This is a genomic window from Streptomyces sp. NPDC047841, assembly GCF_040704085.1.
Lineage (GTDB): Bacteria > Actinomycetota > Actinomycetes > Streptomycetales > Streptomycetaceae > Streptomyces > Streptomyces argyrophylli.
Genome location: NZ_JBEYRP010000006.1, coordinates 14,423 through 39,921, shown reverse-complemented (window position 1 = coordinate 39,921; position 25,499 = coordinate 14,423). Strand labels below are relative to the sequence as shown.

At 74.1% G+C, this 25,499-nt stretch carries 25 protein-coding genes; 8 read left to right on the top strand and 17 right to left on the bottom strand.

Features of this window, described 5'->3' with window-relative positions; all coding sequences use genetic code 11:
* The first annotated feature begins 119 nt into the window (after positions 1-119).
* Positions 120-971, top strand: coding sequence for a hypothetical protein (locus AB0947_RS10865; RefSeq protein WP_366750006.1), 852 nt, complete (start codon positions 120-122; stop codon positions 969-971).
* A gap of 79 nt (positions 972-1,050) precedes the next feature.
* Here the strand turns inward: AB0947_RS10865 and AB0947_RS10860 are convergent, their stop codons facing one another.
* From AB0947_RS10860 to pdhA, 7 genes are read right to left on the bottom strand one after another with little or no spacing between them, the layout of a single operon-like run.
* Complete coding sequence (locus AB0947_RS10860; protein ID WP_366750005.1) at positions 1,051-2,031, bottom strand: NAD(P)H-quinone oxidoreductase; 981 nt, start codon at positions 2,029-2,031, stop codon at positions 1,051-1,053.
* A gap of 29 nt (positions 2,032-2,060) precedes the next feature.
* Complete coding sequence (locus AB0947_RS10855) at positions 2,061-3,158, bottom strand: potassium channel family protein (RefSeq protein WP_366750004.1); 1,098 nt, start codon at positions 3,156-3,158, stop codon at positions 2,061-2,063.
* Entirely contained in the window at positions 3,155-4,540 is a 1,386-nt protein-coding gene (locus tag AB0947_RS10850; protein WP_366750003.1) for a molybdopterin molybdotransferase MoeA, read from the bottom strand. Before AB0947_RS10850 ends, AB0947_RS10855 begins: the two co-directional genes overlap by 4 nt.
* Positions 4,537-5,466 carry an NTP transferase domain-containing protein gene (locus tag AB0947_RS10845; RefSeq protein WP_366750002.1) on the bottom strand — a complete coding sequence of 310 codons (930 nt, stop codon included), beginning with the start codon at positions 5,464-5,466 and terminating at the stop codon, positions 4,537-4,539. Before AB0947_RS10845 ends, AB0947_RS10850 begins: the two co-directional genes overlap by 4 nt.
* A gap of 60 nt (positions 5,467-5,526) precedes the next feature.
* On the bottom strand, positions 5,527-6,975 hold the full coding sequence (locus tag AB0947_RS10840; RefSeq protein ID WP_366750001.1) for a dihydrolipoamide acetyltransferase family protein: 1,449 nt from the start codon (positions 6,973-6,975) through the stop codon (positions 5,527-5,529).
* Positions 6,975-7,979: an alpha-ketoacid dehydrogenase subunit beta gene (locus AB0947_RS10835; RefSeq protein WP_366750000.1), complete on the bottom strand. Its 1,005-nt coding sequence runs from the start codon at positions 7,977-7,979 to the stop codon at positions 6,975-6,977. Before AB0947_RS10835 ends, AB0947_RS10840 begins: the two co-directional genes overlap by 1 nt.
* Positions 7,976-9,139 (bottom strand): pyruvate dehydrogenase (acetyl-transferring) E1 component subunit alpha, encoded by a 1,164-nt coding sequence (gene pdhA / locus AB0947_RS10830; RefSeq protein ID WP_366749999.1) that lies wholly within the window; start codon positions 9,137-9,139, stop codon positions 7,976-7,978. Before pdhA ends, AB0947_RS10835 begins: the two co-directional genes overlap by 4 nt.
* A gap of 190 nt (positions 9,140-9,329) precedes the next feature.
* Here pdhA and AB0947_RS10825 point away from each other — a divergent pair, with 190 nt between their 5' ends.
* On the top strand, positions 9,330-9,812 hold the full coding sequence (locus AB0947_RS10825) for an Lrp/AsnC family transcriptional regulator (RefSeq protein WP_171159880.1): 483 nt from the start codon (positions 9,330-9,332) through the stop codon (positions 9,810-9,812).
* Between the two features lie 2 nt (positions 9,813-9,814).
* Here AB0947_RS10825 and AB0947_RS10820 read toward each other — a convergent pair whose 3' ends face one another.
* Both AB0947_RS10820 and AB0947_RS10815 read right to left on the bottom strand, forming a co-directional pair.
* Positions 9,815-10,402: a TetR/AcrR family transcriptional regulator gene (locus AB0947_RS10820; RefSeq protein WP_366749998.1), complete on the bottom strand. Its 588-nt coding sequence runs from the start codon at positions 10,400-10,402 to the stop codon at positions 9,815-9,817.
* Positions 10,399-11,913, bottom strand: a complete 1,515-nt coding sequence (locus tag AB0947_RS10815; protein ID WP_366749997.1) for a 3-hydroxyacyl-CoA dehydrogenase — start codon at positions 11,911-11,913, stop codon at positions 10,399-10,401. Before AB0947_RS10815 ends, AB0947_RS10820 begins: the two co-directional genes overlap by 4 nt.
* A 158-nt stretch (positions 11,914-12,071) precedes the next feature.
* Between AB0947_RS10815 and paaN the strand changes: the two genes are divergently transcribed.
* Positions 12,072-13,763 carry a phenylacetic acid degradation protein PaaN gene (paaN, locus tag AB0947_RS10810; protein WP_366749996.1) on the top strand — a complete coding sequence of 564 codons (1,692 nt, stop codon included), beginning with the start codon at positions 12,072-12,074 and terminating at the stop codon, positions 13,761-13,763.
* Here the strand turns inward: paaN and AB0947_RS10805 are convergent.
* Genes AB0947_RS10805 through AB0947_RS10795 form a run of 3 tightly spaced genes read right to left on the bottom strand, consistent with a single transcriptional unit; the run spans position 13,760 to position 16,505 of the window.
* Complete coding sequence (locus AB0947_RS10805) at positions 13,760-14,530, bottom strand: TrmH family RNA methyltransferase (protein WP_366749995.1); 771 nt, start codon at positions 14,528-14,530, stop codon at positions 13,760-13,762. The genes paaN and AB0947_RS10805 overlap by 4 nt on opposite strands.
* Positions 14,527-15,741, bottom strand: a complete 1,215-nt coding sequence (locus AB0947_RS10800) for an HTTM domain-containing protein (RefSeq protein ID WP_366749994.1) — start codon at positions 15,739-15,741, stop codon at positions 14,527-14,529. Before AB0947_RS10800 ends, AB0947_RS10805 begins: the two co-directional genes overlap by 4 nt.
* A complete protein-coding gene (locus tag AB0947_RS10795) occupies positions 15,738-16,505 on the bottom strand; it encodes a DUF5819 family protein (RefSeq protein WP_366749993.1) in 768 nt (255 codons plus the stop codon). Before AB0947_RS10795 ends, AB0947_RS10800 begins: the two co-directional genes overlap by 4 nt.
* Positions 16,506-16,936: 431 nt before the next feature.
* Between AB0947_RS10795 and paaA the strand changes: the two genes are divergently transcribed.
* The 5 genes from paaA to AB0947_RS10770 are packed head-to-tail and all read left to right on the top strand — an operon-like array spanning position 16,937 to position 20,631.
* The gene (gene paaA / locus AB0947_RS10790) at positions 16,937-17,953 is read left to right on the top strand and encodes a 1,2-phenylacetyl-CoA epoxidase subunit PaaA (RefSeq protein ID WP_366749991.1); all 1,017 of its coding nucleotides are present in this window, start codon (positions 16,937-16,939) and stop codon (positions 17,951-17,953) included.
* Complete coding sequence (gene paaB / locus AB0947_RS10785) at positions 17,950-18,237, top strand: 1,2-phenylacetyl-CoA epoxidase subunit PaaB (protein WP_366749989.1); 288 nt, start codon at positions 17,950-17,952, stop codon at positions 18,235-18,237. The genes paaA and paaB overlap by 4 nt, the downstream gene beginning before the upstream one ends.
* The gene (gene paaC / locus AB0947_RS10780) at positions 18,234-18,977 is read left to right on the top strand and encodes a 1,2-phenylacetyl-CoA epoxidase subunit PaaC (RefSeq protein ID WP_366749988.1); all 744 of its coding nucleotides are present in this window, start codon (positions 18,234-18,236) and stop codon (positions 18,975-18,977) included. Before paaB ends, paaC begins: the two co-directional genes overlap by 4 nt.
* Complete coding sequence (gene paaD / locus AB0947_RS10775; RefSeq protein WP_366749987.1) at positions 18,971-19,567, top strand: 1,2-phenylacetyl-CoA epoxidase subunit PaaD; 597 nt, start codon at positions 18,971-18,973, stop codon at positions 19,565-19,567. Before paaC ends, paaD begins: the two co-directional genes overlap by 7 nt.
* Positions 19,567-20,631, top strand: coding sequence for a 2Fe-2S iron-sulfur cluster-binding protein (locus tag AB0947_RS10770; RefSeq protein WP_366749986.1), 1,065 nt, complete (start codon positions 19,567-19,569; stop codon positions 20,629-20,631). Before paaD ends, AB0947_RS10770 begins: the two co-directional genes overlap by 1 nt.
* 68 nt (positions 20,632-20,699) lie before the next feature.
* On the opposite strand, the gene AB0947_RS10765 is transcribed toward AB0947_RS10770, so the two are convergent.
* From AB0947_RS10765 to AB0947_RS10745, 5 genes are all read right to left on the bottom strand, one after another.
* Positions 20,700-21,029 (bottom strand): rhodanese-like domain-containing protein, encoded by a 330-nt coding sequence (locus tag AB0947_RS10765; RefSeq protein ID WP_366750296.1) that lies wholly within the window; start codon positions 21,027-21,029, stop codon positions 20,700-20,702.
* A 49-nt stretch (positions 21,030-21,078) separates the two neighbouring features.
* Positions 21,079-21,891: a hypothetical protein gene (locus AB0947_RS10760; protein ID WP_366749985.1), complete on the bottom strand. Its 813-nt coding sequence runs from the start codon at positions 21,889-21,891 to the stop codon at positions 21,079-21,081.
* Positions 21,892-22,013: 122 nt separating this feature from the next.
* The gene (locus AB0947_RS10755) at positions 22,014-23,444 is read right to left on the bottom strand and encodes a DUF2252 domain-containing protein (RefSeq protein ID WP_366749984.1); all 1,431 of its coding nucleotides are present in this window, start codon (positions 23,442-23,444) and stop codon (positions 22,014-22,016) included.
* A gap of 368 nt (positions 23,445-23,812) precedes the next feature.
* A complete protein-coding gene (locus tag AB0947_RS10750) occupies positions 23,813-24,826 on the bottom strand; it encodes a zinc-binding dehydrogenase (protein WP_366749982.1) in 1,014 nt (337 codons plus the stop codon).
* Positions 24,823-25,470, bottom strand: coding sequence for an MBL fold metallo-hydrolase (locus AB0947_RS10745; protein ID WP_366749980.1), 648 nt, complete (start codon positions 25,468-25,470; stop codon positions 24,823-24,825). The genes AB0947_RS10750 and AB0947_RS10745 overlap by 4 nt, the downstream gene beginning before the upstream one ends.
* Positions 25,471-25,499: the final 29 nt, after the last annotated feature.

Genomic DNA, 25,499 nt, shown 5'->3' with positions numbered 1-25,499 from the left:
TGATCCACCGTTTAGACCCGACGGCCCAATCCGGAATGCCTTCTTCGTCGCATGATGTGAGGCTTGTTCCCGTCGGTTTTCCATCGGTCACGGCACCTGGGCCCCGGGAGGTCACCGACGTGACTGCACACCCACGACTCACGCTGCGCTGTCTGCGGCTGCTGATCGTCCTCACGGCGACGGCGCTGCCGGCGCACGGCACCGCCGTCGCCCACGGCGGCGCGCCCCTCCTCGCCGCCAGGCCGGACACCGCCCGCCCGTCCGCCACCGGACACCGGGAGCAGGCCGGCACAGGCGGCACACGGCAGGGAACCAGCAAGGGCGCGGCCCCCGAGCACGCGCATGCCCTGACGGACGTCCCGGAGCACGCCAGCGCCGGGCACACGGCTCCGGGGCACGCCGCCCGGGACCGCGGGCGCCCGGACCAGGGCCCCCCGCCGGAGGCGTCCCCGCGGGAAACGTCCTCGGAGGAGTCGGAGGAATCGGAGGAGGAGTCGTCCGACGAGGCGTCGTCCGACGAGGCGTCCCCGGACAGGACGGCGTCGGCGAACGCGTCCACCGCCGTGCCGATGCCGTCCGACTCCGCCTCGGCGTCGGTGCACCCCTATCGCCCCCTCGCCTCCGTGGAGCCGTCCAGGGCGGGCAGCCGGGCCGGTGAGGGGCGGATGCGGCCGGGGCGGCCGGACGGGCCCGAGATCGAGGACGAGGACGACGACCCCCCTCCCGCGACCCCTGCCGCCCAGCCGCAGGAGCCGGAGACCGCGGAGGTGCCGAGCGGCCCTCCGTCGCCCCTGGAGACCGGCCCGGACCCCACCGGTTCCCCGCGGGGGTCCGCCGCCGAGCAGGCGGCCCCCTCGGGCGAGGCCCCGACGGAGCCGGTCCTGCGCATCCTCCCGCTCGGCAGCGGCCTGGTCCTCATCGGCCTGGGCCTGGGGCTGGCGCTCCTCGGCCTGAGACTCCGCAAGAGCTGACGGCCAGGGGCGGCCGGGGACGGCCCGGGATCTCCCGGAACCGCCCCGGGCCCCTCCGCGCCGCCCCGCACCGCCTCCGCTACGGCGCGACCAGCAGCACCTTGCCGACGTGGCCGCTCGCCTCCACCAGCCGGTGCGCCTCGGCCGCCTCCGGCATCGGCAGCTCGCAGTCCACGACCGGGCCGACGTGCCCGCCGGCGAGCAACGGCCACACGTGCTCGCGTACGGCCGCGACGATGGCGGCCTTCTCCTCCAGCGGGCGGGCACGCAGCGAGGTCGCGCTGATCGCGGCCCGCTTGCTGAGCAGCGTGCCGATGTTCAGCTCGCCCTTCGCACCGCCCTGCATGCCGATGATCGCGAGGCGTCCGTTGACGGCGAGCGCCTGGACATTGCGGTCCAGGTACTTCGCGCCCATGTTGTCGAGGATGACGTCGGCGCCCGCGCCCTCGGTGGCCTGCTTGATCTCGGCGACGAAGTCCTGCTCGCGGTAGTTGATCAGCACGTCCGCGCCGAGTTCGGCGCACCGTTCGAGCTTCTCCTTCGTCCCGGCGGTCACCGCGACCTTGGCGCCGACGGCCTTGGCGAGCTGGATCGCCATGGTGCCGATGCCGCTGGAGCCGCCGTGCACCAGCAGCGTCTCGCCCGGACGCAGATGGGCGACCATGAACACGTTGGACCAGACCGTGCAGACGACCTCGGGCAGTGCGGCGGCGCGCTTGAGGTCCACGCCCTCGGGCGCGGGCAGCAGCTGCCCGGCCGGTACGGCGACCTTCTCGGCGTAGCCGCCGCCCGCGAGCAGCGCGCACACCTGGTCGCCGACGGCCCAGCCGGAGACGCCGGGACCGAGCGCGGCGATCGTGCCGGAGCACTCCAGGCCGGGGTAGGGGGAGGCGCCGGGCGGCGGGTTGTAGAAGCCCTGGCGCTGGAGGATGTCGGCACGGTTGACGGCGCTGGCCACCACCTCGACCAGCGCCTCGCCCTCGCCGGGCACCGGATCGGGGACCTCGTCCCACACCAGCGCCTCGGGACCACCAGGTTCGGGAATCGTGATCGCATGCATGCCGGTGACGCTACTCCCCCGGCGTCCGGTCATCCCGGTGGCAGGGGGCGGATGCCCGGGGTGACCCGGGTCTCCGGCGTGGCGCGGACGATGGTGATGAGCCGGTCCGTCAGCTGGAGCGTGCCGACGGACGGGTCGTCGTAGCCGAGCACCCGGTGTCCGCGGAGGACGCTCACCACCAGGTCGTCCGTCTCCCGCGGTGTCTTGCCGACCTCGCCGCGGACCACCGGCCGTTCGACGAGGTCGAGCCCGCTGCCCTGCTGGATCAGGTCCTCCATCACCATGCCGGCCGCGGGGCTGAGCACGGACAGTCCGAGCAGACGGCCGGCCGCGCCGGAGCTGGTGATGACGGCGTCGGCGCCGGACTGCTTGAGCAGCGGGGCGTTCTCCTCCTCGCGGACCGCGGCCACGATCTTCGCGGTGCGGTTGAGCTGGCGGGCGGTCAGCGTGACGAGGACGGAGGTGTCGTCGCGCTGCGGGGCGACGATGATCTGCCGGGCCTTGTGCACCTCGGCCCGTCGGAGCACGTCACTGCGGGTGGCGTCGCCTATGACACCCGCGTAGCCCTCGGCGGTGGCCGCGTCGATCGCCTTGGAGCTGGGGTCGACCACGACCACCTGTTCCTTCTTCAGCCCGGTCACGCAGACGGTCTGGATGGCCGACCGTCCCTTCGTGCCGAAACCGACGACGACGGTGTGGTCGCGCAAGGTGGACCTCCAGCGGTTCAGGCGCCATTCCTCACGGGTGCGTTCGGTGAGGACCTCCAGCGTGGTGCCGACCAGGATGATCAGGAACAGCACGCGCAGGGGCGTGATGACGAGGATGTTGGTCAGCCGGGCGCCGTCGCTGACCGGGGTGATGTCGCCGTAGCCGGTGGTGGAGAGGGTGACGGTCGCGTAGTAGAACGCGTCGAGCAGGTCGACGGGGCCGTCGGAGCTGTCGCGGTAGCCCTCGCGGTCGGCGTAGACGACCAGCGCGGTGGCGACCAGCACCACCAGGGCCATGACGAGCCGCTTGACGACCTGGCGGATGGGACGCTCCACCACTTTTCGCGGGAGCTTCACCCGATGGGTCACCAGATGTTCGCCCGCCTGGCGGGCGATGGCGTCATGGCCCGGAAGTTTCACGTGAAACACACCCCGATTCCGGCGGTCGCCCATGGCAGGTCCAGCAGCTCGGCCTCCTCGCCCTGCCGGGCCCCGCCCGGCGGTACGACGGCCAGCGCGTCGGCGGCGGCGACGCCCCGGAGCATGGCCGGACCGTTGTAGTGCAGCGGCATGGCATGGTCGCCGCGCAGCACCACGGGGATGAGCCGGGTGTCGTGCGGGTGCCCGTGCACCGCCTCCCTCAGCGGCAGCGTGTACGCCTCGGGGGCGGGGTGGGCGGCGAGGGTCCGCAGCAGCGGTTCGGCGAGGGTGAGCAGGCCGGAGACGGCCGCGAGGGGATTGCCGGGCAGGCCGACGAGGTGCTGGTGGTCCTTGGTGCGGGCCAGCAGCATGGGGTGGCCGGGGCGCACCTTGACGCCGTCGACGAGGAGTTCCGCGCCGAGGCGTTCCAGGACCGGGTGGACGTGGTCGACGGGTCCGGCCGCCGTGCCGCCCGTGGTGACGATCAGGTCGGCGGCGGAACGGGTGATCGCCTTCTGCAGTGCCTTGGCGTCGTCGCCGATCCGGCGTACGGCGATGACGTCCGCACCGAACGCGCGCAGCCAGGACGGCAGCATGGGGCCGAGGGCGTCCCGGATCAGCCCGTCGTGCGGCAGGCCCTCGGTGAGCAACTCGTCTCCCAGCACGAGGACTTCGGCCCGGGGACGGGGGACGACGGTGACCGTGTCGTAGCCGGCGGCCGCGGCGAGACCCAGGACGGCGGGGGTGACCAGAGTGCCGACGGGCAGCAACTGGTCGCCGTAGCGGCACTCCTGGCCGCGCGGGCGGATGTCCTGGCCGTGAAGCATCTCGCGCGTGGTGTGCAGGCGGCCCTGGGTGTCGATCCGGCCGTGCTCGGTGCGCAGGACGGCGGTGGTGTCCGCGGGGATGCGGGCTCCGGTGGCGATGCGGACCGCCTCGCCGTCGGTGAGGGGTTCGGGCTGCGCGTGCCCGGCGAGCACGCCCTCCTCGCGCACCTGCCAGGGTCCGGGGCCGGCGACCGCCCAGCCGTCCATTGCCGAGGTGTCGAAGGAGGGCAGATCGGTGAGCGCGTCCAGGGGCGCGGCCAGGGCCAGTCCCAGGGCGTCGCCGAGCGGCAGGGAGACGGGGACCCGGCGGGCTCGGGAACGCGCGGCACGCGCGGCGGCCTCCCGGGCCTGGGGCCAGGGCGTGGCCCGGTGCGGTTCCGCGGGCCGCGCGCCGGACGACCGGGCGGCCGGGGCGGACGCCTGGCCGGCGCCGTCGTCCGTGCTGTCGTCCCGGTGCTCCCTGTGGGCATCCCTCACGAGTGCCAGGGCCTCCTCGACGTCGAGGTCGTCGGTGTCTTCGGCGGACGCCTCGGCGCGGGTGCCGGGGGCGGTCATCCGGCGTCCGGGGCGCTCGGGCCCCCGCTCCTCGCGTCCGGGGTGCCCCCGCCGTTCTCTTCCTCCCAGCGCAGCGCCAGCGCGGCGGCCTTGCGCGCGGCCTCGGCGACGGCCTCGGGGCCGCCCTTGCCCTGGGCGGCGGCGTAACCGACGAGGAAGGTGGTCAGCGGGGCGGCGGGCCGGGCCACGCCGTGCGCGGCGTCCCGGGCCAGATCGAGCAGGACGCCGGTGTCGACGTCCAGCTCGATGCCCAACTCGTCCTTGACTGCGGAGATCCATTCATCCAACACAGACCCATGCTCCCTGATGCGTGCCCTGGCCGTCGCGATGTCGTCCCAGGTGTCGCAGTCGAAGGAGGCGCGCGGGTCCGTGACGCGGGTGAGGCGCAGGGCACCGGTCAGCCGGCGCAGGGGCAGTCCGCCGAGGCCGCCGTGCGCGGCGGCGAGAGCGGTCAGCTCACGGCGCAGGGCGGCGGTGCGGTAGGCGGCCACCAGCGGCTGGTCGCGTCCGTCGGCGTCGGTGAGCAGCGCGCCGTCGGCCCCGGTCTCCTGAAGGGAGCTCACCAGGCGCCGCAGCACCGGCTTTTCCAGAAAGGGCAGGTCGGCGGAGAGGACGACGGTGTGCCCGGCGGTGGTGAGCCGCAGGCCGGCCTCCAGCGCGGCGACCGGTCCGCCGCCGGGCGGCTCCTCGCGCGCCCAGCGCACCGGGCGTGCGGTGGGCCGGGGCGCGGCCACGACGACGGTCGTCCCGGCGTCCGCGCAGGCCGCGAGCACGCGGTCGAGCAGCGCGCGGCCACCGACCCGGAGCCCCGGCTTGTCGGCCCCGCCGAGCCGCCTGGCGGCACCGCCGGCCAGCACGACGGCGTCGTACGGCAGGGGGGTCCCGGGAGCGGGTGTCCCGGGAGCGGCGGGGGCGGTGTCGGTCACCCTCCGAGTATGTCCTGCCGGTTCCTCCTTCCGATCCCCTGTCTCACGGGAGGCCGTGGCTCACAGGGTGCGCAGCAGCACCGCCGGCTGTTCCACGCAGTCCGCCACGTACCGCAGGAAGCCGCCCGCCGTGCCGCCGTCGCACACCCGGTGGTCGAAGGTGAGCGAGAGCTGGACGACCTGGCGGACGGCCAGTTCACCCTCGTGCACCCACGGCTTGGGGACGATGCGGCCGACGCCGAGCATGGCCGCCTCAGGGTGGTTGATGATCGGGGTGGAGCCGTCGACGCCGAAGACGCCGTAGTTGTTCAGCGTGAAGGTCCCGCCGGTGAGTTCCCCGGGGGTCAGCGTCCCGGTGCGGGCCGCCTCGGTGAGCCGGGCGAACTCGGCGGTCAGCGACTCGGCGTCGCGCGCGTGGGCGTCCCGGACGACCGGCACGACCAGGCCGCGCTCCGTCTGCGCGGCGAACCCGAGGTGGACCTGGTCGAGCCGGACGACCTCGCGGGCCTCGGTGTCGACGAAGGAGTTCAGCTCGGGGAACCGGGCGAGGCCTACCGTGCAGATGCGGGCGAGCAGCGCGAGCAGGGAGATCTTCGGGCCTCCGGCCGCGTTCATCGCGGCGCGGGCGCGCATGAGTTCCGTCGCGTCGGCGTCGACCCAGCAGGTCGCGTCCGGGATCTCCCGGCGGCTGCGGGAGAGCTTGTCGGCGACGGCGCCGCGCACGCCCTTGAGCGGGATCCGGGTCCCGCCGCCCTGCGCGACGGGCGCCGCGGGGGCGCGTACGACCGGCTCCTCGGCCGTGCGGACCGGTGCCGCCGCGGCGCGCAGCGCGTTCTCGACGTCCGCGCGCAGGATGAGCCCCTCCGGCCCCGAGCCGGTCAGCCGCCGCAGGTCGACGCCGTTGTCGCGGGCGAGCTTGCGCACGAGGGGGGAGATCACGGGGACCGGGCCCTCGCTGGGAGCGGCGGTGGGGGTGGCCGGGGAGGCGGGAGTGGTGGTTGCGGAGACGGGTGCCTGCGCCACGGCCGGCGCGGCCTCGCGCGCGGGGGCGTGGGCGTCGGCCCGAACGGTCGCGCGCCGGGTGGCCCGCCCGTCGGCCGGGGCGCCGCTCGGCGCCGCCTGTCCGTTGCCGTCGGCCGCGCGCCGGACGCCCTGTCCGTCGACCGCGCCCGTGGTGGCCCGCACCCGGCGCCGGCGGGCCGCCGGGGCCTGGGTGCCGTAGCCGACCAGGACGTTGCCGGAGCCCTCCGGCTCCGGTTCCCGCTCGCCCACGGCCACCGTCAGCAGCGGGGCGCCGACGGGCAGTTCGGTGCCTTCCTCGCCGAAGCGGGCGGTGACCACGCCGCCGTACGGGCAGGGCACCTCGACCATCGCCTTGGCCGTCTCGACCTCGACCACCGGCTGGTCCACGGCGACCACGTCACCGACCTGGACCAGCCAGCGGACGATCTCCGCCTCGGTGAGCCCTTCGCCGAGGTCGGGCAGCTTGAACTCCAGCACCTGAGCCATCAGCCCTCGGCCTCCCACTGCAGCCGGGCCACGGCGTCCAGGATGCGGTCGACGCCGGGCAGGTGGTGCCGCTCCAGCATGGGCGGCGGGTACGGGATGTCGAACCCGGCCACGCGCAGCACCGGCGCCTCCAGGTGGTGGAAGCAGCGCTCGGTGACACGGGCCGCGATCTCGCCGCCCGGCCCGCCGAACCCGGTGGACTCGTGGACGACGACGGCGCGGCCGGTGCGCCGGACGGACGCGCAGACCGTCTCGTCGTCGAACGGCACCAGGGAGCGCAGGTCGACGACCTCCAGGTCCCAGCCCTCGGCCTGGGCGGCCTCGGCGGCCTCCAGGCAGACCGGCAGCGAGGGGCCGTAGGTGATGAGCGTGGCGCTGCGGCCGGTCCGGCGGACCACAGCGCGGCCGATGGGCTCGACCTGCGTCGGCTGCTCGGGGTTCCAGCTGTCCTTCGACCAGTACAGCCGCTTGGGCTCCAGGAAGACGACCGGGTCGTCGGAGGCGATGGCCTGGCGCAGCAGCCCGTAGGCGTCGGCGACGGTGGCGGGGGTGACCACGTGCAGCCCCGGCGTCGCCATGTAGTAGGCCTCGGAGGAGTCGCTGTGGTGCTCGACACCGCCGATGCCGCCGCCGTAGGGGATGCGGACGGTGAGGGGCAGGGGCATCCTGCCGCGCGTGCGGTTGCGCATCCGGGAGACGTGACTGACCAGCTGCTCGAACGCCGGGTAGGCGAAGGCGTCGAACTGCATCTCCACCACGGGCCGCAGGCCGTACATGGCCATGCCGACGGCGGTGCCGAGGATGCCGGCCTCGGCGAGGGGGGTGTCGGTGCAGCGGTCCTCGCCGAACTCCTTGGCGAGCCCGTCGGTGACGCGGAAGACCCCGCCGAGGGTGCCGACGTCCTCGCCCATGACGTGCACGGTGGGGTCGGCGGCCATCGCGTCGCGCATCGCGCGCGTGAGGGCCTGCGCCATGGTGGCGGGCTTGACGGCGACGGTGGTCATCGGGCGCCGCCTTCCGGGGCGCCGGGCTCGCCGTGCTGCTCCTGTTCGGCCTCCAGCTCGGCCCGCAGCAGGGCGCGCTGCTCGCGCAGCTGGGAGGTGGTCTCGGCGTAGACGTGGTCGAAGAGGTCCATGGGGTTCAGCTCGGGGTCCCGGTTCATGCGTTCCCGCAGGGAGGCGGCCATGGTCTCGGCGTCCTGCCGGGCCGCCTCGGCACTGGCGTCGTCCAGCAGCCCGCGCGCGGTCAGTTCGCGTTCCAGCAGCTCGATGGGGTCGTGGGCGCGCCAGGCGGCGATCTCGTCCTCGCCGCGGTAGCGGGTGGCGTCGTCGGCGTTGGTGTGGGCGTCGACGCGGTACGTCACCGCTTCCACCAGGGTCGGTCCGCCGCCCGCGCGCGCGTGCCGCACGGCGTCGCCGAGGACCTCGTGCACGGCCGCGGCGTCGTTGCCGTCGACCAGCCGGCCCGGCATGCCGTACCCGACGGCCTTGTGGGCCAGGGACGGCGCGGCGGTCTGCTTGGCGAGCGGCACCGAGATGGCGAAGCCGTTGTTCTGCACCAGGAAGACGACCGGTGCCTGCCAGACGGCGGCGAAGTTCAGCGCCTCGTGGAAGTCGCCCTCGCTGGTGCCGCCGTCGCCGACCATGGCCAGCGCGACCACGTCGTCGCCCTTGAGGCGGGCGGCGTGGGCGAGGCCGACGGCGTGCGGCAGCTGGGTGGCGAGCGGGGTGCTCAGCGGGGCCACCCGGTGGGCGTAGGGGTCGTAGCCGGTGTGCCAGTCGCCGCGCAGCAGGGTGAGCGCCTCGACGGGGTCCACGCCCCGGGCGACGACGGCGAGCGTGTCGCGGTAGCTGGGGAAGAGCCAGTCGCGCTCCTCCAGGGCCAGGGCGGCGGCGATCTCGCAGGCCTCCTGGCCGGTGCTGGACGGGTAGACGGCGAGCCGGCCCTGCTTGGTGAGGGCGGTGGCCTGCGTGTTGTACCGGCGCCCGCGCACCAGCTCGGCGTACAGCCGCCGCAGCAGGTCGGGGTCCGCCTTGCCGGCCGCCTCGGTGCCGAGGACGCGGTACGGCTCGGCGTCGGGCAGCAGCGGCGCGGCGTCCATACGGGGCTGCCAGGCGGGCGGCGGCGATGGCCGGTACGCGCCCCGCTGCTCCAGAACCGTCATGACGGCACCTCCTCGTGGGAGTGGCTACGGGAGGCGCGTCGTCTGTGACCCGCCTCACCAACCGATTGTTCGGTCGCCGACACATTTTGGCTACAGGTGCCCCCAGGCTGTGGACAAACGGTTCTCCACAGCCTGGAATGGCCGCAGGACGTCCACGGCGAGGAAGCGGGGGGACATGCGGGCTGAACAAATGGCCGCCGGACCGCAGGACGGCGCCGCGCCGCCGCCGCGCCCGCTGGACGCCATCGACCAGGACATCCTGAAGATCCTCCAGGCGGACGGCCGGGCCTCGATACGGTCGGTCGCCGAGCGCGTCCACGTCTCGCGCGCCAACGCCTACGCGCGCATCAACCGGCTCGTCGAGGACGGCGTGATCCGGGGCTTCAGCGCCCGCGTGGACCACGAACGCGCGGGGCACGGCACGTCGGCGTACATCACGCTGAAGATCGTCCAGAACAGCTGGCGCACGGTCCGCGAGCAGCTCAGACAGCTGCCCGGCGCCTCCCACATCGCTCTGGTGGGCGGCGACTTCGATGTGCTGCTGCTGGTGCACACGCCCGACAACCGGGCGCTGCGCGAGCTGGTGCTGACCCGGCTCCAGGCGATCCCCGAGGTGCTCAGCACCCGTACGCTGCTGGTGTTCGAGGAGGAGGACCTGGAGCCGGAGGACTGAGGTCAGTCCTGGCGCAGTCCCGAGAAGACCAGCCTGACGACGGCGTCGGCCACCTCCTGGCCGCTCGCGCCCCGCGCGTCCGGCCGGTACCACTCCACGATCGAGTTGATCATCCCGAAGACCAGCCGGGTGGCCAGGCGGACCTCGACGTCGCCGCGCACGTCCCCGTCGGCCGCCGCCGCCTTCAGCAGCTCGGCGACCCGGTGGTCGAAGTCGCGGCGCCGCTCCAGCGCCCAGCGCTCGGTCTCGGTGTTGCCGCGCACGCGCAGCAGCAGCGTCACATAGGGCAGCTCGGCTATGAGCACCTCGACCATGCGGCGCACGACGTGCTCCAGCCGTCCGGCCGGGGGCCCCACGCGCGCGTGCTCCTCGTCCAGGATGGCGAACAGGCCGTCCAGGGCGCGGCTGACGGCCCGGCGCAGCAGCTCTTCCTTGCCGCTGACGTGGTGGTATATCGACGACTTGGAGATGCCCGCCGCCTTGGACAGGTGCTCCATGGAGGTGCCGTCGTAGCCGCGCTCGTTGAAGACGCGGACGGCGACGGTGAGCAGCGTCTCGGGGGTGTAGGTGTCGCGCCTGGCCGTGGTCATGAGGTGCCCTCCCGCTTGTCCTGGACGTACGAGTGGCGGTAGAGCGCCAGGGAAGGCGCGTAGCGGCCGGAGGGTTCGCGCTCGTGCAGCTCGTCCAGCAGTTCGTGGGCCCAGGCGCGGGGCAGGCCGCGGCTCCACTCGAAGGGGCCCAGCGGGTAGTTGACGCCGAGGCGCATCGCGGTGTCGATGTCCTCCTCGGTGGCGACGCCCTTGGCGACGGCGTCGTGCGCGAGGTCGATGATGCGGGCGACCGTGCGGGCGACGATCATGCCGGGGACGTCGCCGATGACGCTGACCTTCTTGCCGAGCGCCTGGAAGAGGCCGGTGGCCTCGGCGAGGGTCTGCGGCAGGGTGTCCTGGGAGGTGGACAGGGCGATGCGGGTGGCCTCGCGGTAGTCCAGGGCGAGGTCGAAGTAGACGACGTCGCGGAACTCCACGGAGGTCTGGCCGTCGGCGAGGGCCAGCTGGCCGCCGCTGGGCAGCACCAGGCGGGTGCCGTTGTCCTCGTCCTCCCGGCGGACCGTGATGCCGGCCTCGCGGATCATCGCCAGCAGGTCGGCGGCCGGGCCCAGGTCGCCCTCGGCGACGACGTAGGCGGGCGGCTGTTCCTTGTCGGCCGTGTGCGGCTCGGGCCGCTCGGCGCCGTCCGCGTAGTCGTACCAGCCGCGCCCGCTCTTGCGGCCGAGCCGCCCGGACTCCACCAGCCGGCGCTGCGCGAGCGAGGGCGTGAAGCGGGCGTCCTGGAAGAAGGACTGCCACACCGAGTGGGTGACGGACTCGTTGACGTCCTGGCCGATCAGGTCGGTCAGCTCGAAGGCGCCCATCCGGAAGCCGCCGCACTCCCGCAGCACCGCGTCGATGGTGGCGGGGTCGGCGGCCTGGGCCTCGTGGACGGCGAACGCCTCCGCGTAGAACGGCCGGGCGATGCGGTTGACGATGAAGCCGGGGGTGTCCGCGCAGGCCACCGGGGTCTTGCCCCAGGAGCGGGCGGTCTCGTACGCGCGCGTGGCCGACGTGACGTCGGTGGCGAACCCGGAGACCACCTCGACCAGCGGCAGCAGCGGCGCCGGATTGAAGAAGTGCAGGCCCACGAAGCGGCCGGGGTGGCGCAGGGCGCCGCCGACGGCCGTCACCGACAGCGAGGAGGTGTTGGTGGCCAGCAGGCAGTCCTCGGCGACGATCTCCTCCAGCTCGCCGAAGAGCCGCTGCTTGACGTCCAGCCGCTCTAGGACGGCCTCCACCACCAGCCCGCAGCCGGCCAGTTCCGCGAGGCTGTCCACGGGCTCCAGGCGGGCGAGGGCGGCGTCGCGGCCGGCTTCCGTGAGCCGGTCCTTGGCGACGAGCCGGTCGAGCCGGGCGCCGATCGCTCCGGCCGCGTCCCGGGCCCGCCCGGGTGCGGCGTCGTAGAGCCGCACGGGGTGCCCGGCGACCAGCGCGACCTGGGCGATTCCCTGGCCCATGGTGCCGGTGCCGACGACGGCCACGGGGCTGCTGAGGTCGAGTCCTGTCATGTGCGCGATCCTCCCGCACGGGGTTTTCCACAGATGCGGCGGACCCCCTTGTACCGACCGATCGTTCGGTTACTCTAGCTCTGACCGTCCCATCCCGCTGCTCTTTCTGCCAGGTCCGAACTCGACGACGAGTTCTCCAGACGAGGAGTTGGTCCCGCATGGCCGCCGAACTGACCGCGCCCGAGCTGATCGAGAAACACCGGCCGACGCTCGACCAGGCCCTGGAGGCCATCCGCACCCGCGCCTACTGGTCCCCGCACCCCGAGCACCCCAAGGCCTACGGCGAGGGGGGAAGCCTGGACGCCGCTGCGGGCAAGGCCGCCTTCGACGCCGTGCTGGGCACCCGCCTCGACCTCGGCCAGCCCGGCACGGACGACTGGGTGGGCGGCGAGGTCTCGCCGTACGGCGTCGAGCTGGGCGTGACGTACCCGCACGCGGACCTCGACGTGCTGCTCCCGGCCATGCGGGCCGGGCAGCGGGCCTGGCGGGACGCGGGCCCGGAGGTCCGGGCGGTGGTCTGTCTGGAGATCCTCAAGCGGATCAGCGACCGGACGCACGAGTTCGCGCACGCCGTCATGCACACCAGCGGGCAGGCGTTCATGATGGCGTTCCAGGCGGGCGGCCCGCACGCCCAGGACCGCGGCCTGGAGGCGGTGGCGTACGCGTACGCGGAACAGGTCCGCACCCCGGAGACGGCGGAGTGGACCAAGCCGCAGGGCAAGCGCGACCCGCTGGCCCTCACCAAGCGGTTCACCGCGGTCCCGCGCGGCATCGGCCTGGTCATCGGCTGCAACACCTTCCCGACCTGGAACGGCTACCCGGGCCTGTTCGCCTCGCTGGCCACCGGCAACGCGGTCCTGGTCAAGCCGCACCCGCGCGCGGTGCTGCCGCTGGCGCTGACCGTCCAGGCCGCCCGGGAGGTGCTGGCCGGGGCGGGCTTCGACCCGAACCTGGTGGCGCTGGCCGCCGAGCGCCCCGGCGAGGGCATCGCGAAGACCCTCGCCACCCGTCCCGAGATCAAGATCATCGACTACACCGGGTCGACGTCCTTCGGCGACTGGCTGGAGGCCAACGCCCGCCAGGCGCAGGTCTACACGGAGAAGGCCGGCGTCAACACGGTGCTCGTGCACTCGACGGACGACTACAAGGGCATGCTGTCCAACCTGGCGTTCTCGCTGTCCCTGTACAGCGGCCAGATGTGCACCACCCCGCAGAACCTGCTCATCCCCCGCGACGGCATCACCACCGACCAGGGTCCCAAGTCGTTCGACGAGGTCACCGCCGACCTCGCCCGCGCGGTCGACGGTCTGCTCGGTGACGACGCGCGGGCGAACGCGCTGCTGGGCGCGATCGTCAACCCGGACGTCAAGGCCCGCCTGGAAGCCGCGGCCGGCCTCGGCGAGGTCGCCCTCGCGTCCCGCGAGATCACCAACCCTGAGTTCCCGGGCGCGGTGGTCCGCACCCCGGTCATCGTCAAGCTGGACGGCGCCAAGCCGGACGACGAGGCCGCGTACATGAGCGAGTGCTTCGGCCCCGTCTCCTTCGCCGTCGCCGTCGACTCGGTGACGGACGCGGTCGAGCTGCTGCGCCGCACGGTCCGCGAGAAGGGCGCGATGACGGTCGGCGCGTACACCACGGACGCCGGGACCGAGCGCGCCGTCGAGGAGGTCTGCATGGAGGAGGCGGCCCAGCTCTCCCTCAACCTGACGGGCGGGGTCTACGTCAACCAGACGGCCGCGTTCTCCGACTTCCACGGCTCGGGCGGCAACCCGGCGGCCAACGCGGCCCTCACCGACGGCGCGTTCGTCGCCAGCCGCTTCCGGGTGGTGGAGGTGCGCCGGGAGGCCTAGAGCCTTCCGTTCGGATCACGCCGGGGCGCGGCGCCGGTCGCGCTCCAGTGGTACAGCGTCATCGCCACGCTGGTGGCCAGGTTGTAGCTGGAGACCTGGGGGCGCATCGGGAGGCGCAGCAGATGGTCGGCCCGGGCGCGCAGTTCCGGCGACAGGCCGGAGCGTTCGGAGCCGAAGGCCAGCACGGCGTCGTCGGGCAGCCCGGTGCCGCGGATGTCCTCGCCCTCCGGGTCGAGGGCGAACAGCGGCCCGGCGGGCAGCTCGCCGGCGCCGAGGCGCTCGACGGCGGTGGCGAAGTGCAGGCCCGCGCCGCCGCGCACCACGGTGGGGTGCCAGGGGTCGAGCGTGCCCGTGGTGACCACACCGGTCGCCCCGAAACCGGCGGCCAGCCGGATCACGGCACCGGCGTTGCCCAGGTTGCGGGGGTTGTCCAGGACGACGACGGGCGCGGTGCGGGGCGTGCGGGCGAGCGCGCGCAGGTTGGCCTCGCGGGAGGGCCGTACCGCGAGGGCGGCCACACCGGTCGGATGGGGGCGCGGGACGAGCGAGGCGTACGCCTGGCCGGGCACCTCCGCGAGGAGGGCGTCCAGGGCGTCGCGCACGTCCCCGGCCAGCTCCTCGGCGAGGGCCAGTGCGGCCCGCCGGTCCGTGGTGACGGCGACCGGCACCTCGGCCCCGAAGCGCAGCGCGTGCTTCAGGGCGTGGAAGCCGTCGAGCAGCACGGCGGTGTCCGCGTGCGCGCGCCAGCGGCTCAGCGGGTCGCTCATGCGGTGAACCCTACGTGGTCCGCCGCGCTGTCCTCCGGGGAGCGCGGCGCGGGGACCGTACGGCCGTCGCGCCGGGCGAACCGCCCCCGCGCGCGGGCCGCCAGGCCGCCCAGCCGGCGCAGGAAGGACGTCGGCAGGAAGACCGCGTCGGCGGTGATCATCGCCAGCGAGAAGAACGGCAGCCCGAGGACGACCGCGATCACGGCGTGCTCGGTCATCATCAGCACCAGCAGGACGTTCTTGACCCGCCGGTTGAACAGGGTGAACGGGAAGGCGACCTGCACCATGACGGTTCCGTAGGCCACGATCATCATGATCGTGCCGCTGGACGACATCAGGTCGGCGAGACCGTGCCAGGGCGAGAAGTAGTCCAGGTGGAGCGGGTAGTACACGGCGGTGCCGTCCTGCCAGCGCGAGCCCTGGATCTTGTACCAGCCGGCCGTGGCGTAGATCAGACAGGCCTCGGCCATGATCACGACCAGGGCGCCGTTGTGCAGGACGTTCGCGATGACGTCCAGCAGCATCCGCGGCTGCCGCCATGCCTCCCGGCGCCCGGTGACCCACCACAGGCCGAGCACCGCCCAGGCCGTCCACAGCAGCGCCTGGATCAGCCAGCCGTTGTCGAAGAACCGGCCGGTCGCCGTCGCCGTGCCCAGCGCCAGGCCGAGCACCGCCCACAGCACGGGCCCCACCCGGTCGGCGGGCGCCCGCTCGCCCCCCGCGGGCGCCGCCGCGCCGTGGGCAGCGCGCCGCGCGTCGAGGGACCAGACCTGGCCGCAGCGCGTGAACACCAGGTAGATAGCCATCAGGTGCAGGACGTTGTCGCCGCCGTCGCCGACGAACACGCTGCGGTTCTGCAGCGACAGCACACCCACCATGAACAGCACGGACGCCGTCCGGGTGCGCCAGCCGAGCATCAGGGCCGCGCCGGCGAGGACGGCCAGCGCGTAGCAGCACTCGAACCAGAGCTGTCCGTCGGACCACAACAGCGCCGTGAAGGCGTGGTTGTCGGCGGTCAGCTGCCTGGCGAGGTTGAAGCCCCACGGTCCGGAGGGGCCGTACAGCTCCTGGCGGTGGGGGAACTCACGCAGCAGGAACAGCAGCCAGGTCCCGGCGAAACCGATCCGGATCACGGCGCTCTGGTAGGGCCCGAGGGCCGCCCCGGTGACCCGGGCGATGCCGCGCGACAGCGTCAGGGACAGACGGTTCACCGCACACCTCCGGCGGCCTCGTCGGCGGTCACAGACCACCAGGGCAGCAGGCGGAGGGCGGGCTTGTCGGAGACCCGCTCACGGCTCCACGGCGGCGGCTGCACATTGGTGGTGCTGGAACGGATCTGCACGCGCTGTATCACGCCTTCCCGGCTCGTCGGATCGTCCCGGTACAGGCGCATCACCGCGATTCGTCGCAGGTACTGCTCGGACAGGGAGCCGCGCAGGCCGACGGGACGGTTGTCGGAGGCGTGGGTGGCGGTGAAGAAGTCCCAGGCCCGGCGCAGTTCGTTCTGCTGGGTGTGGCTGGGCGCAAGGTTGCCGTCGATGGCGGCGCCGTCCTGGGCGGACAGGTCGGTCCACCCGGTGGTGCGCAGGTCCCCGTCCCGCATCCGCACCTCGGCGCGGACCTGGACGGCGATGTTCTGCTGCAGCGGGTTCGGGGCGAACAGCTTCCAGTTCTGCTCGAACTCCGGATAGACCCACTCCTCTATCACCTTGCCGTGCTGCTTCGTCACGGTGTTCGCGGGCGCGAGGCTGAGGAAGACCATCAGCAGGTGCACGCCAGCGGCCACGGCGACGACGGCGAGCGCCAGCGCGGCAGCGACCCGGTAGCCGGGGGAGAGCGCGGCGACGCCGGTGCGCGGTTCGGGCGCGCCGGCGGGCGGCGCGGGCGGCGGCTGCGCGGGTTCTTCCGGGAGACGCGTCCCGGGCGGCCCGTCCGGGCCCTGCGGGCCCCGCGAGTCCTCGTCGTACGCGTCCATCGCGTCCCGTCCCCCGTTTCGGCTCGTGTGGCTGGTCGGTCGTGCGGCCCGGTGGCCCGGCCCGGTCGGTCGGCCGAGCGGGGCACGCGGGAGCGCGACGCGGTCACCTGCGTCGCATGGTGCACGAGCGCCACGTCTCGGCGCTCGCACGGAACGGTACTCAGCCCCGGGCCCCGGGCGCAGCCCCGGGTACGGGCCGACCGTGGTGGTCCTCGCCACGGGCGGGGCCCCGGCCTGGCGCCGCGGCCACGGCCTGCCGCGCCTCGTCCGCCTTGTCCACAGGCTGTGGGCGGGGTTTTCCACAGCGGTTGACACCCACAGCGGCCCGGCACACCATGGACTACGCATGAACCGAACGATCGGTCGGGACGCCGGCCGGGACGTACGGACCGGACAGAGTTCACCGCAGAGCCCGAGGTCAGGGGGACCGCATGGCCACAGCAGCCGCGCAGCGCACGGCCCGCACCGAGGCGGACGGCACGCCGGACACCGCAGGCACGACGGCCCACCAGCGCGCCTTCGACGCGGCCGTGGCCGCCGACGAACGCATCGAACCACGCGACTGGATGCCCGATGCCTACCGCGCCACCCTGGTCCGGCAGATCGCCCAGCACGCGCACTCCGAGATCATCGGCATGCAGCCGGAGGCCAACTGGATCACCCGCGCGCCCTCCCTGCGCCGCAAGGCGATCCTGATGGCCAAGGTCCAGGACGAGGCCGGCCACGGCCTGTACCTGTACAGCGCGGCCGAGACCCTCGGCACCGGGCGCGACGAGCTGCTCGACAAACTGCACAGCGGCCGCCAGAAGTACTCCTCGATCTTCAACTACCCCACCCTGACCTGGGCCGACGTCGGTGCGATCGGCTGGCTGGTGGACGGCGCCGCGATCACCAACCAGGTCCCCCTGTGCCGCTGCTCCTACGGCCCGTACGCCCGCGCGATGGTGCGGATCTGCAAGGAGGAGTCCTTCCACCAGCGCCAGGGCTACGAGCTGCTGCTGGCGCTCAGCAAGGGCACCCCCGAGCAGCACGCCATGGCGCAGGACGCCGTGGACCGCTGGTGGTGGCCGTCGCTGATGATGTTCGGCCCGCCCGACGACGAGTCCCAGCACTCCGCGCAGTCGATGGAGTGGAAGATCAAGCGCCACTCCAACGACGAGCTGCGCCAGCGCTTCGTGGACATCTGCGTCCCGCAGGCCGAGTCCCTGGGCCTCACCCTCCCGGACCCGGAGCTGCGGTGGAACGAGGAGCGGGGGCACTACGACTTCGGCCCGATCGACTGGACGGAGTTCTGGGAGGTCCTCAAGGGCAACGGGCCCTGCAACGAACAGCGGATCACCCAGCGCAGGCGCGCCCACGACGAGGGCGCGTGGGTACGGGAAGCGGCCGCGGCCCACGCGGCCAAGCACACCGGCGGTGCCGGTGGGACAGGAGCGACGCGAGCATGAGCACCACCGACTGGCCCCTGTGGGAGGTCTTCGTGCGCTCCCGGCGCGGCCTCTCCCACACCCACGCCGGCAGCCTGCACGCGCCCGACGCCGAGATGGCCCTGCGCAACGCCCGCGACCTGTACACCCGGCGCGGCGAAGGCGTCTCCATCTGGGTCGTCCCGGCCGCCTCGGTCACCGCGTCCTCGCCGGACGAGAAGGACCCGTTCTTCGAGCCGGCCGCCGACAAGCCCTACCGGCACCCGACCTTCTACGAGATCCCGGAAGGGGTGAAGCACCTGTGACCGCCACCGGCCCCGCGGCCCGCCCCGCCACCGTCCCGGTGACCGCCGCGCTCGCCCTCGGCGACGACGCCCTGGTGCTCTCCCACCGCCTGGGGGAGTGGGCCGGGCACGCCCCCGTCTTGGAGGAGGAGGTCGCCCTCGCCAACATCGCGCTGGACCTGCTCGGCCAGGCCCGGGTGCTGCTGTCCCTGGCCGGCGACGAGGACGAGCTGGCCTACCTGCGCGAGGAACGCGCCTTCCGCAACCTTCAGTTGGTCGAGCAGCCGAACGGCGACTTCGCGCACACCATCGCCCGCCAGCTGTACTTCTCCACCTACCAGCAGCTGCTCTACACCGAACTTGCCGCAGGGGAGAGCCCGTTCGCGCCACTGGCCGCCAAAGCGGTGAAGGAGGTCGCCTACCACCGCGACCACGCCGAGCAGTGGACGCTGCGGCTCGGCGACGGCACCGACACCAGCCATGAGCGGATGCGCCGGGCCTGTGACGCGCTGTGGCGGTTCACCGGCGAGATGTTCCAGCCGGTGGAGGGCCTGACCGCCGACTGGGCCCGCCTGGAGGAGAGCTGGCTGGAGTCCGTCACCGGCGTGCTCGGCCGGGCCACCCTCCCGCTCCCGCAGGGGCCGCGCATCGGAGCCTGGTCGGCGGGCGCCGGCCGGCAGGGCCTGCACACCGAGCCGTTCGGCCGGATGCTCGCCGAGATGCAGCACCTGCACCGCAGCCATCCGGGGGCGTCATGGTGACCGCCACCGCCCTGGAGGAACGGCTGCTGGAGCTGGCCGGCGCGGTGCCCGACCCGGAGCTGCCCGTCCTCACCCTGCGCGAACTGGGCGTGCTCCGCGCGGTGCGGGTCCACGGCGGCGACGGCGGCGACACGTGCGACACGGTGGAGGTCGACCTGACCCCCACCTACACCGGCTGCCCGGCCATCGAGGCGATGAGCCTCGACATCGAGCGGGTGCTGCGCGCCCACGGCATGCGCGAGGTCACCGTCCGCACGGTGCTCAGCCCCGCCTGGTCCACCGACGACATCACTGCCGAAGGGCGCGAGAAGCTGCGGGAGTTCGGCATCGCGCCACCGCGGGTAGGCCACGCTGACGGCCCGGTGCCGCTGACCCTCGGCCCGACCCGCACGCGCGCCCCGCACACCGCGCACGCCATACCGGCCGCCCAGGACGCCCACGCCACGGACACCGCGGCCGAACCCCTCCGCTGCCCGCACTGCGGATCGGCCGACACCGAACTGCTGAGCCGGTTCTCCTCCACCGCGTGCAAGGCGCTGCGCCGCTGCCTGGCCTGCCGGGAACCGTTCGACCACTTCAAGGAGCTGTGATGGCCCGCTTCCACCCGCTCCCGGTGGCCGCGGTCGACCGGATCACCGACGACTCCGTCGCCCTGACCTTCTCCGTCCCGCCCGCACTGCGCGAGGAGTACCGGCACGCGCCCGGACAGCATCTCGCGCTGCGCCGCCGGGTCGACGGCACGGACATCCGGCGCACCTACTCGATCTGCTCCCCCGCTCCCGACCCGGACGGCGAGGGCCCGGACAGCCTGCGGGTGGGGGTGCGGCTGGTCGAGGGCGGGGCCTTCTCCGCGTACGCGCTGAAGGAGATCAACGTCGGGGACGAGCTGGAGGTGATGACCCCGGCGGGCCGCTTCACGCTGGAGCCGGCGCCGGGCCTGTACGCGGCGGTCGTCGGCGGCAGCGGCATCACCCCGGTGCTGTCCATCGTCGCCACCCTGCTGGCGCGCGAGCCGGCGGCCCGGTTCTGCCTGATACGCAGCGACCGTACGGCCGCCTCGACGATGTTCCTGGAAGAGGCCGCCGACCTGAAGGACCGCTACCCGGAGCGGTTCCAGCTGGTGACCGTGCTCTCCCGGGAGGAACAGCAGGCGGGCCTGCCGTCCGGCCGGCTCGACCGGGAGCGGCTCACCGGGCTGCTGCCCGCGCTGCTGCCGGTGGACGAGGTGGCGGGCTGGTTCCTGTGCGGGCCGTACGGGCTGGTGCGGGGCGCGGAGCAGGCGCTGCGCGAGCTGGGCGTGGCCCGGGACCGGATCCACCAGGAGATCTTCCACGTGGACGCGGGCTCGGCCCCGGCGGCCACGGCTCCGGCACCCGCGCACAGCACCGTCACCGCGCGGCTCGACGGCCGCGGCGGCACCTGGCCGGTGCGCGAGGGCGAGTCGCTGCTGGAGACGGTGCTGCGCAACCGGCCCGACGCGCCCTACGCCTGCAAGGGCGGGGTGTGCGGGACCTGCCGGGCCTTCCTGGTCGCGGGCGAGGTGCGCATGGACCGCAACTTCGCGCTGGAGACGGAGGAGACGGAGGCCGGATACGTGCTGGCCTGCCAGTCGCATCCGCTGACGGAGAGGGTGGAGCTGGACTTCGACCGTTGAGGTCCGCGGGCCCGTTCCCTCCGCCTGGAACGGGCTGAGCCGCGCCCGGGGGCCCACCGGCCCCGGGGCTACAGGACGAAGCCCGGCTTGCCGTCGTCGGTGACGACCGGGCGGCCTGCGGCCTCCCAGTGCTGCATGCCGCCGTCGACGTTCACCGCGTCGACGCCCTGCTGGACCAGGTACATGGTGACCTGGGCGGAGCGACCGCCCGAGCGGCAGATGACGTGCACGCGGCCGTCCTGCGGGGCGGCCTCGGTCAGCTCGCCGTAGCGGGCCACGAACTCGCTGAGGGGGATGTGCAGCGCTCCCCCGGCGTGGCCCGCCTGCCACTCGTCGTCCTCGCGGACGTCCAGCAGGAAGTCGCCGTCCTTGAGGTCCGTCACCTGGACCGTGGGCACACCAGCTCCGAAGTTCATGGCTCCGACGCTACCCGAAGCGCAGGGCGGGTCAGTCCTGGGCCAGCAGGGCGGCCAGATCCGCCTCCCGCCGGGCGATGTCGGCGCGCAGCCGGTCGGCGATCTCTTCGAGCAGCCCGTCGGGGTCGTCCGGCGCGAGGCGGAGCATGCCGGCGATCGCGCCCTCCTCCAGTTCCCGGGCGACCAGGGTGAGCAGCTCCTTGCGCTGGGCGAGCCATTCGAGACGGGCGTACAGCTCCTCGGCGGGGCTCGGGCGGCGCTCGGGCGGTACCGGACCGGCGGCCCACTCCTCGGCCAGCTCCCTGAGCAGGCCCTCGTCACCGCGGGCGTAGGCGGCGTTGACCCGGCTGAGGAACTCCTCGCGCCGCTTCTGCTCCGCCTCTTCCTGGGCCAGGTCGGGATGGGCCTTGCGGGCCAGCTCGCGGTAGAGCCTGCGGGCCTCCTCGCTGGGCCGCACCCGCTGCGGGGGCCGTACCGGCTGGTCGGTGAGCATGGCGACGGCCTCGGAGAACAGGCCGTCACCGTCCATCCAGCCGTGCAGCAGCTCCTCCACGCCCGGGATCGGCATCACCTGGGCGCGGGCCTCGGCGGCGCGGCGGATGTCCTCGGGGTCGCCGGTGCGGGCGGCCTTCGCCTCGGCGATCTCCGCGTCCAGCTCCTCGATGCGGCTGTAGAGCGGGCCGAGCCGCTGTTCGTGCAGGCGGGCGAAGTTCTCGACCTCGACGCGGAAGGTCTCCACGGCGATCTCGTACTCGATCAACGCCTGCTCGGCGGCCCGTACGGCCTGTTCCAGCCGTTCCTCGGGGCGGGGGGCCTGGGACTGGCCGGCTTCCGGGGTTGTCACCCGCCCAGCGTAGCCGCTGCCCTCGCCCGGCCGGGGTGCGGTTCCCGCGCTCCCGGCACAGTGCCCCCTCGCCCGTCGGGGGCCTCTCTCGCAGCCGCCCCCCGGATGCCCGGGGACCGCCCTCAGACCCCCAGCTCCGCCTCGATCCGGCCCGCCTTGATCCCCGCGACCAGCTCGGCGTGGTCCGCCTCCGTACGGTCGGCGTAGGCGACGGCGAACGCGGCGATCGCCTCGTCCAGCTCCTCGTTCTTGCCGCAGTAGCCGGCGATCAGCCGGGGGTCGGCGCTGTGGGAGTGGGCGCGGGCCAGCAGGGCGCCGGTCATGCGGCCGTAGTCGTCGATCTGGTCGGCGGCGAGGGCGGCCGGGTCGACGCTGCCCTTGCGGTTGCGGAACTGCCGCACCTGGTACGGGCGTCCCTCGACGGTGGTCCAGCCCAGCAGGATGTCGCTGACGATCTGTATCCGCTTCTGCCCGAGGACCACGCGGCGCCCCTCGTGCGGCACCGCGGGCGCTTCGAAACCGGCCGTGACCAGGTGCGGGACGAGGGCGGAGGGGCGGGCCTCCTTCACCTGGAGGACCAGGGGCTCGCCGCGGTGGTCGAGGAGCAGGACGACGTAGGACCGGGTGCCGACACTGCCGGTGCCGACCACCCGGAAGGCGACGTCGTGCACGGCGTGCCGGGCGAGCAGCGGGTGGCGGTCCTCGCCGAGGGTGTCGAGGTACGACTCCAGGGACACGGCGACCGCGGCGGCCTCCGCGTCCGGTACGCGGCGCAGCACGGGCGGCGCGGGCACGAACCGGCGTCCGCCGTCCGGCACCGGCTCGGTGGACTTCGCGGCGAACCGGCCGCTGGTGTTGGCCCGGGCCTTCTCCGAGACCCGCTGGAGGGTGCCGAGCAGGTCGTGGGCGTCGGTGTGGGAGACGAGTTCCTCGTCCGCGATGGCGTTCCAGGCGTCGAGCACGGGCAGCCTGGCGAGCAGCCGCATGGTGCGGCGGTAGGCGCCGGCCGCGTCCCGGGCCGCGGCGCGGCAGGTGTCCTCGTCGGCGCCCGCCTCACGTCCGGCGAGCACCAGCGAGGCCGCGAGCCGCTTGAGGTCCCACTCCCAGGGGCCGTGCGCGGTCTCGTCGAAGTCGTTGAGGTCGATCACGAGGCCGCCGCGGGCGTCGCCGTACAGCCCGAAGTTCGCCGCGTGGGCGTCACCGCAGATCTGGGTGCCGATCCCGGTGGCGGGGGTGCGGGCGAGGTCGTACGCCATGAGTCCGGCGGAGCCGCGCAGGAAGGCGAAGGGGGTGGCCGCCATCCGGCCCACGCGCAGCGGGGTCAGTTCGGCGATGCGGCCGGCGTTGGACCCGGCCACCGCGCTCACCGCGTCGGGGCGGGCGGCGTCCACCTCCAGCGTGCGGTGGGCCGAGCGCGGCACGCCCTCCCGGAGCGCCTTGCCCTCCTGCTTCGGCGAGCCCTGCGGCGGCCAGGCGGCGAACCCGCGCACCCTCGGCACGCGGCGCGCGCCCCCGTCCACCACGTCGGTCACTCCCCCGCCGGTTCCGGTCACCGCGACCGCCTCCCCCCACGCCCCGGCCGCCTTCGGACAGGCGGCGGTACGAACATCGACTCGGGAGACCGTACCGCCGGTGGCCGGAACACGTCAGACCCTGGGGCCGCGTCGAGGCGGAGGCCGCCGTGTGGCCGGGGCCGGTGGTCAGGGCGCCGTGCCCGGCCGGCGGTCCAAGGCCGTGCGACCAGGGCCGTGCGACCAGGGCCGTGCGCGGCGCGGCGCCGGCGGGGGTCGTCAGCCGCCCAGGCGATGTGCGCGTACGGGCACACCAGCAGGGAGGCGCGCGACGAACCGGCGGGGGCGGCCCCCCGCCGACCTCGCCGTGCGCGGCCGGCGCGTCGGCGGTACCGGAACGCGCCCGCCGCTCAGGCGCGGACGTCCAGCACGTACTTGCCGGTGGAGGCCCGCGTCTCCAGCAACTCGTGGGCGTGGGCGACGTCCTTGAGCGGCAGCACGTGGACGTCCACGCGGACCGTTCCCGCGGCGACCTCCGCGAGCGCCCGCTCCAGGTGGGCGCGGAGCAGCCGCGGGGCGCGGCCGGCGACGCCGCCGAGGTTGTAGCCGACGAGCGAACTGTTGGTGTACCAGGGGTGGTTGCCCTCGAAGGTGACGTCCTCGGCCGCCGCGTTGCCGAAGATGACGTGCCGTCCGAACGCCGCGAGCAGGCCGGTCACGGACGACCGGAAGGCGCCGCCGACCGAGTCCAGGACCAGGTCGGCGCCCGCGCCGCCGGTCCGCTCGGCCACCTCGCGTTCGAGGTCCTCGTAGGAGACCACGCTGTCGTAGCCGAAGCCGCGCGCGTACGCCGCCTTGGCCGGGCTGCTGGTCACGCCGATGACCGTGCCCGCGCCCAGGGTCCGGGCCAGCTGGGCCGCAGCCGTGCCGACGCCGCCCGCCGCGGCGAGGACGACCACGCTCTCGCCCTCGGCGAGGTGGCCGGCGGAGGTGAGCAGTCCGAGGGCGGTCGTGACGTTGCACAGGGCGCCCGCCGCCCGGGCGCCGTCCAGGCCGGCGAGCGGGCCGGCCAGCCGTACGGCGTGCTCCGCGCCGACGGCGACCACCTCCGCGTTGCCGCCGCCGCCCAGGGTCAGGGCGGCCACGCGCTCGCCGGCCCGGAAGCCGGTGACGCCCTCGCCGACGGCACGGACCGTGCCGACCGCCTCCAGGCCCGGGTGGTGCGGCAGGCCGACCGGGAACTGGCCGCGCCGGAACATGACCTCGGCGAAGTTGACGCCCGCGTGCGTGACGTCGACGGTGATCTGCCCGGGCTCCGGCTCGGGCACCGGGACGTCGGCGACGGTCAGGACGGACGGGCCGCCGAAGGACTCGAAGCGTACGGCGCGCATGAGGCTCCCTGGGGTCTGCTGGGTGTTCGTCATCGGATTCCTGTCTGGCCGAGCGTGCCGGCGGGGCCGTGTCCGGTGAGCAGGCGCGTGCCGCCCGGACAGGTGGCGGCGACCGTGCGCAGGGACGCGTCCAGGCTCGCCGGGCTGGCGCCGGGGGCGTCCGCGCGGCCCCTGCCGCCGGCCAGCAGGGTGTCGCCGGTGGCCAGGACCGGGGCGTCGGCGTCGGCGTCGTCGAAGCGGAACATGACGGACCCACCGGTGTGGCCGGGCGTGTGCAGCACGGTGACCGGCATGGCCGCGAAGTCCAGTTCGCCGCCGTCGGCCGGGATCTCGGCGACCTGCTCCGGCTCCTGGTCGGGGTGGCCGACGAGCAGGTCGCGCGGGAAGGTGTCCGGCAGGCCCTTGGCGGGGGCGCCGAACTGGTAGCGGTCGGCGGGATGGATCCACGCCGGGATGCCGTAGCGCCGGGCGAGCGGCACGGCGTCCCAGGTGTGGTCCATGTGGCCGTGGGTGATCAGGATCGCCTCCGGTTCGAGCCGGTGGGCCCGTACGGCCTCGGCGACCGCGTCGGCGGCGTCGTGCCCCGGATCGACGATGAGGCACGGGGCGCCGCGCCCCGGGGCGACGATGTGGACGTTGGTGCCGAACTTGCCGGTGGCGGCGGACAGAACGAGCATGCCGCGACTCTGTCTTAGCCTTCGGCCAT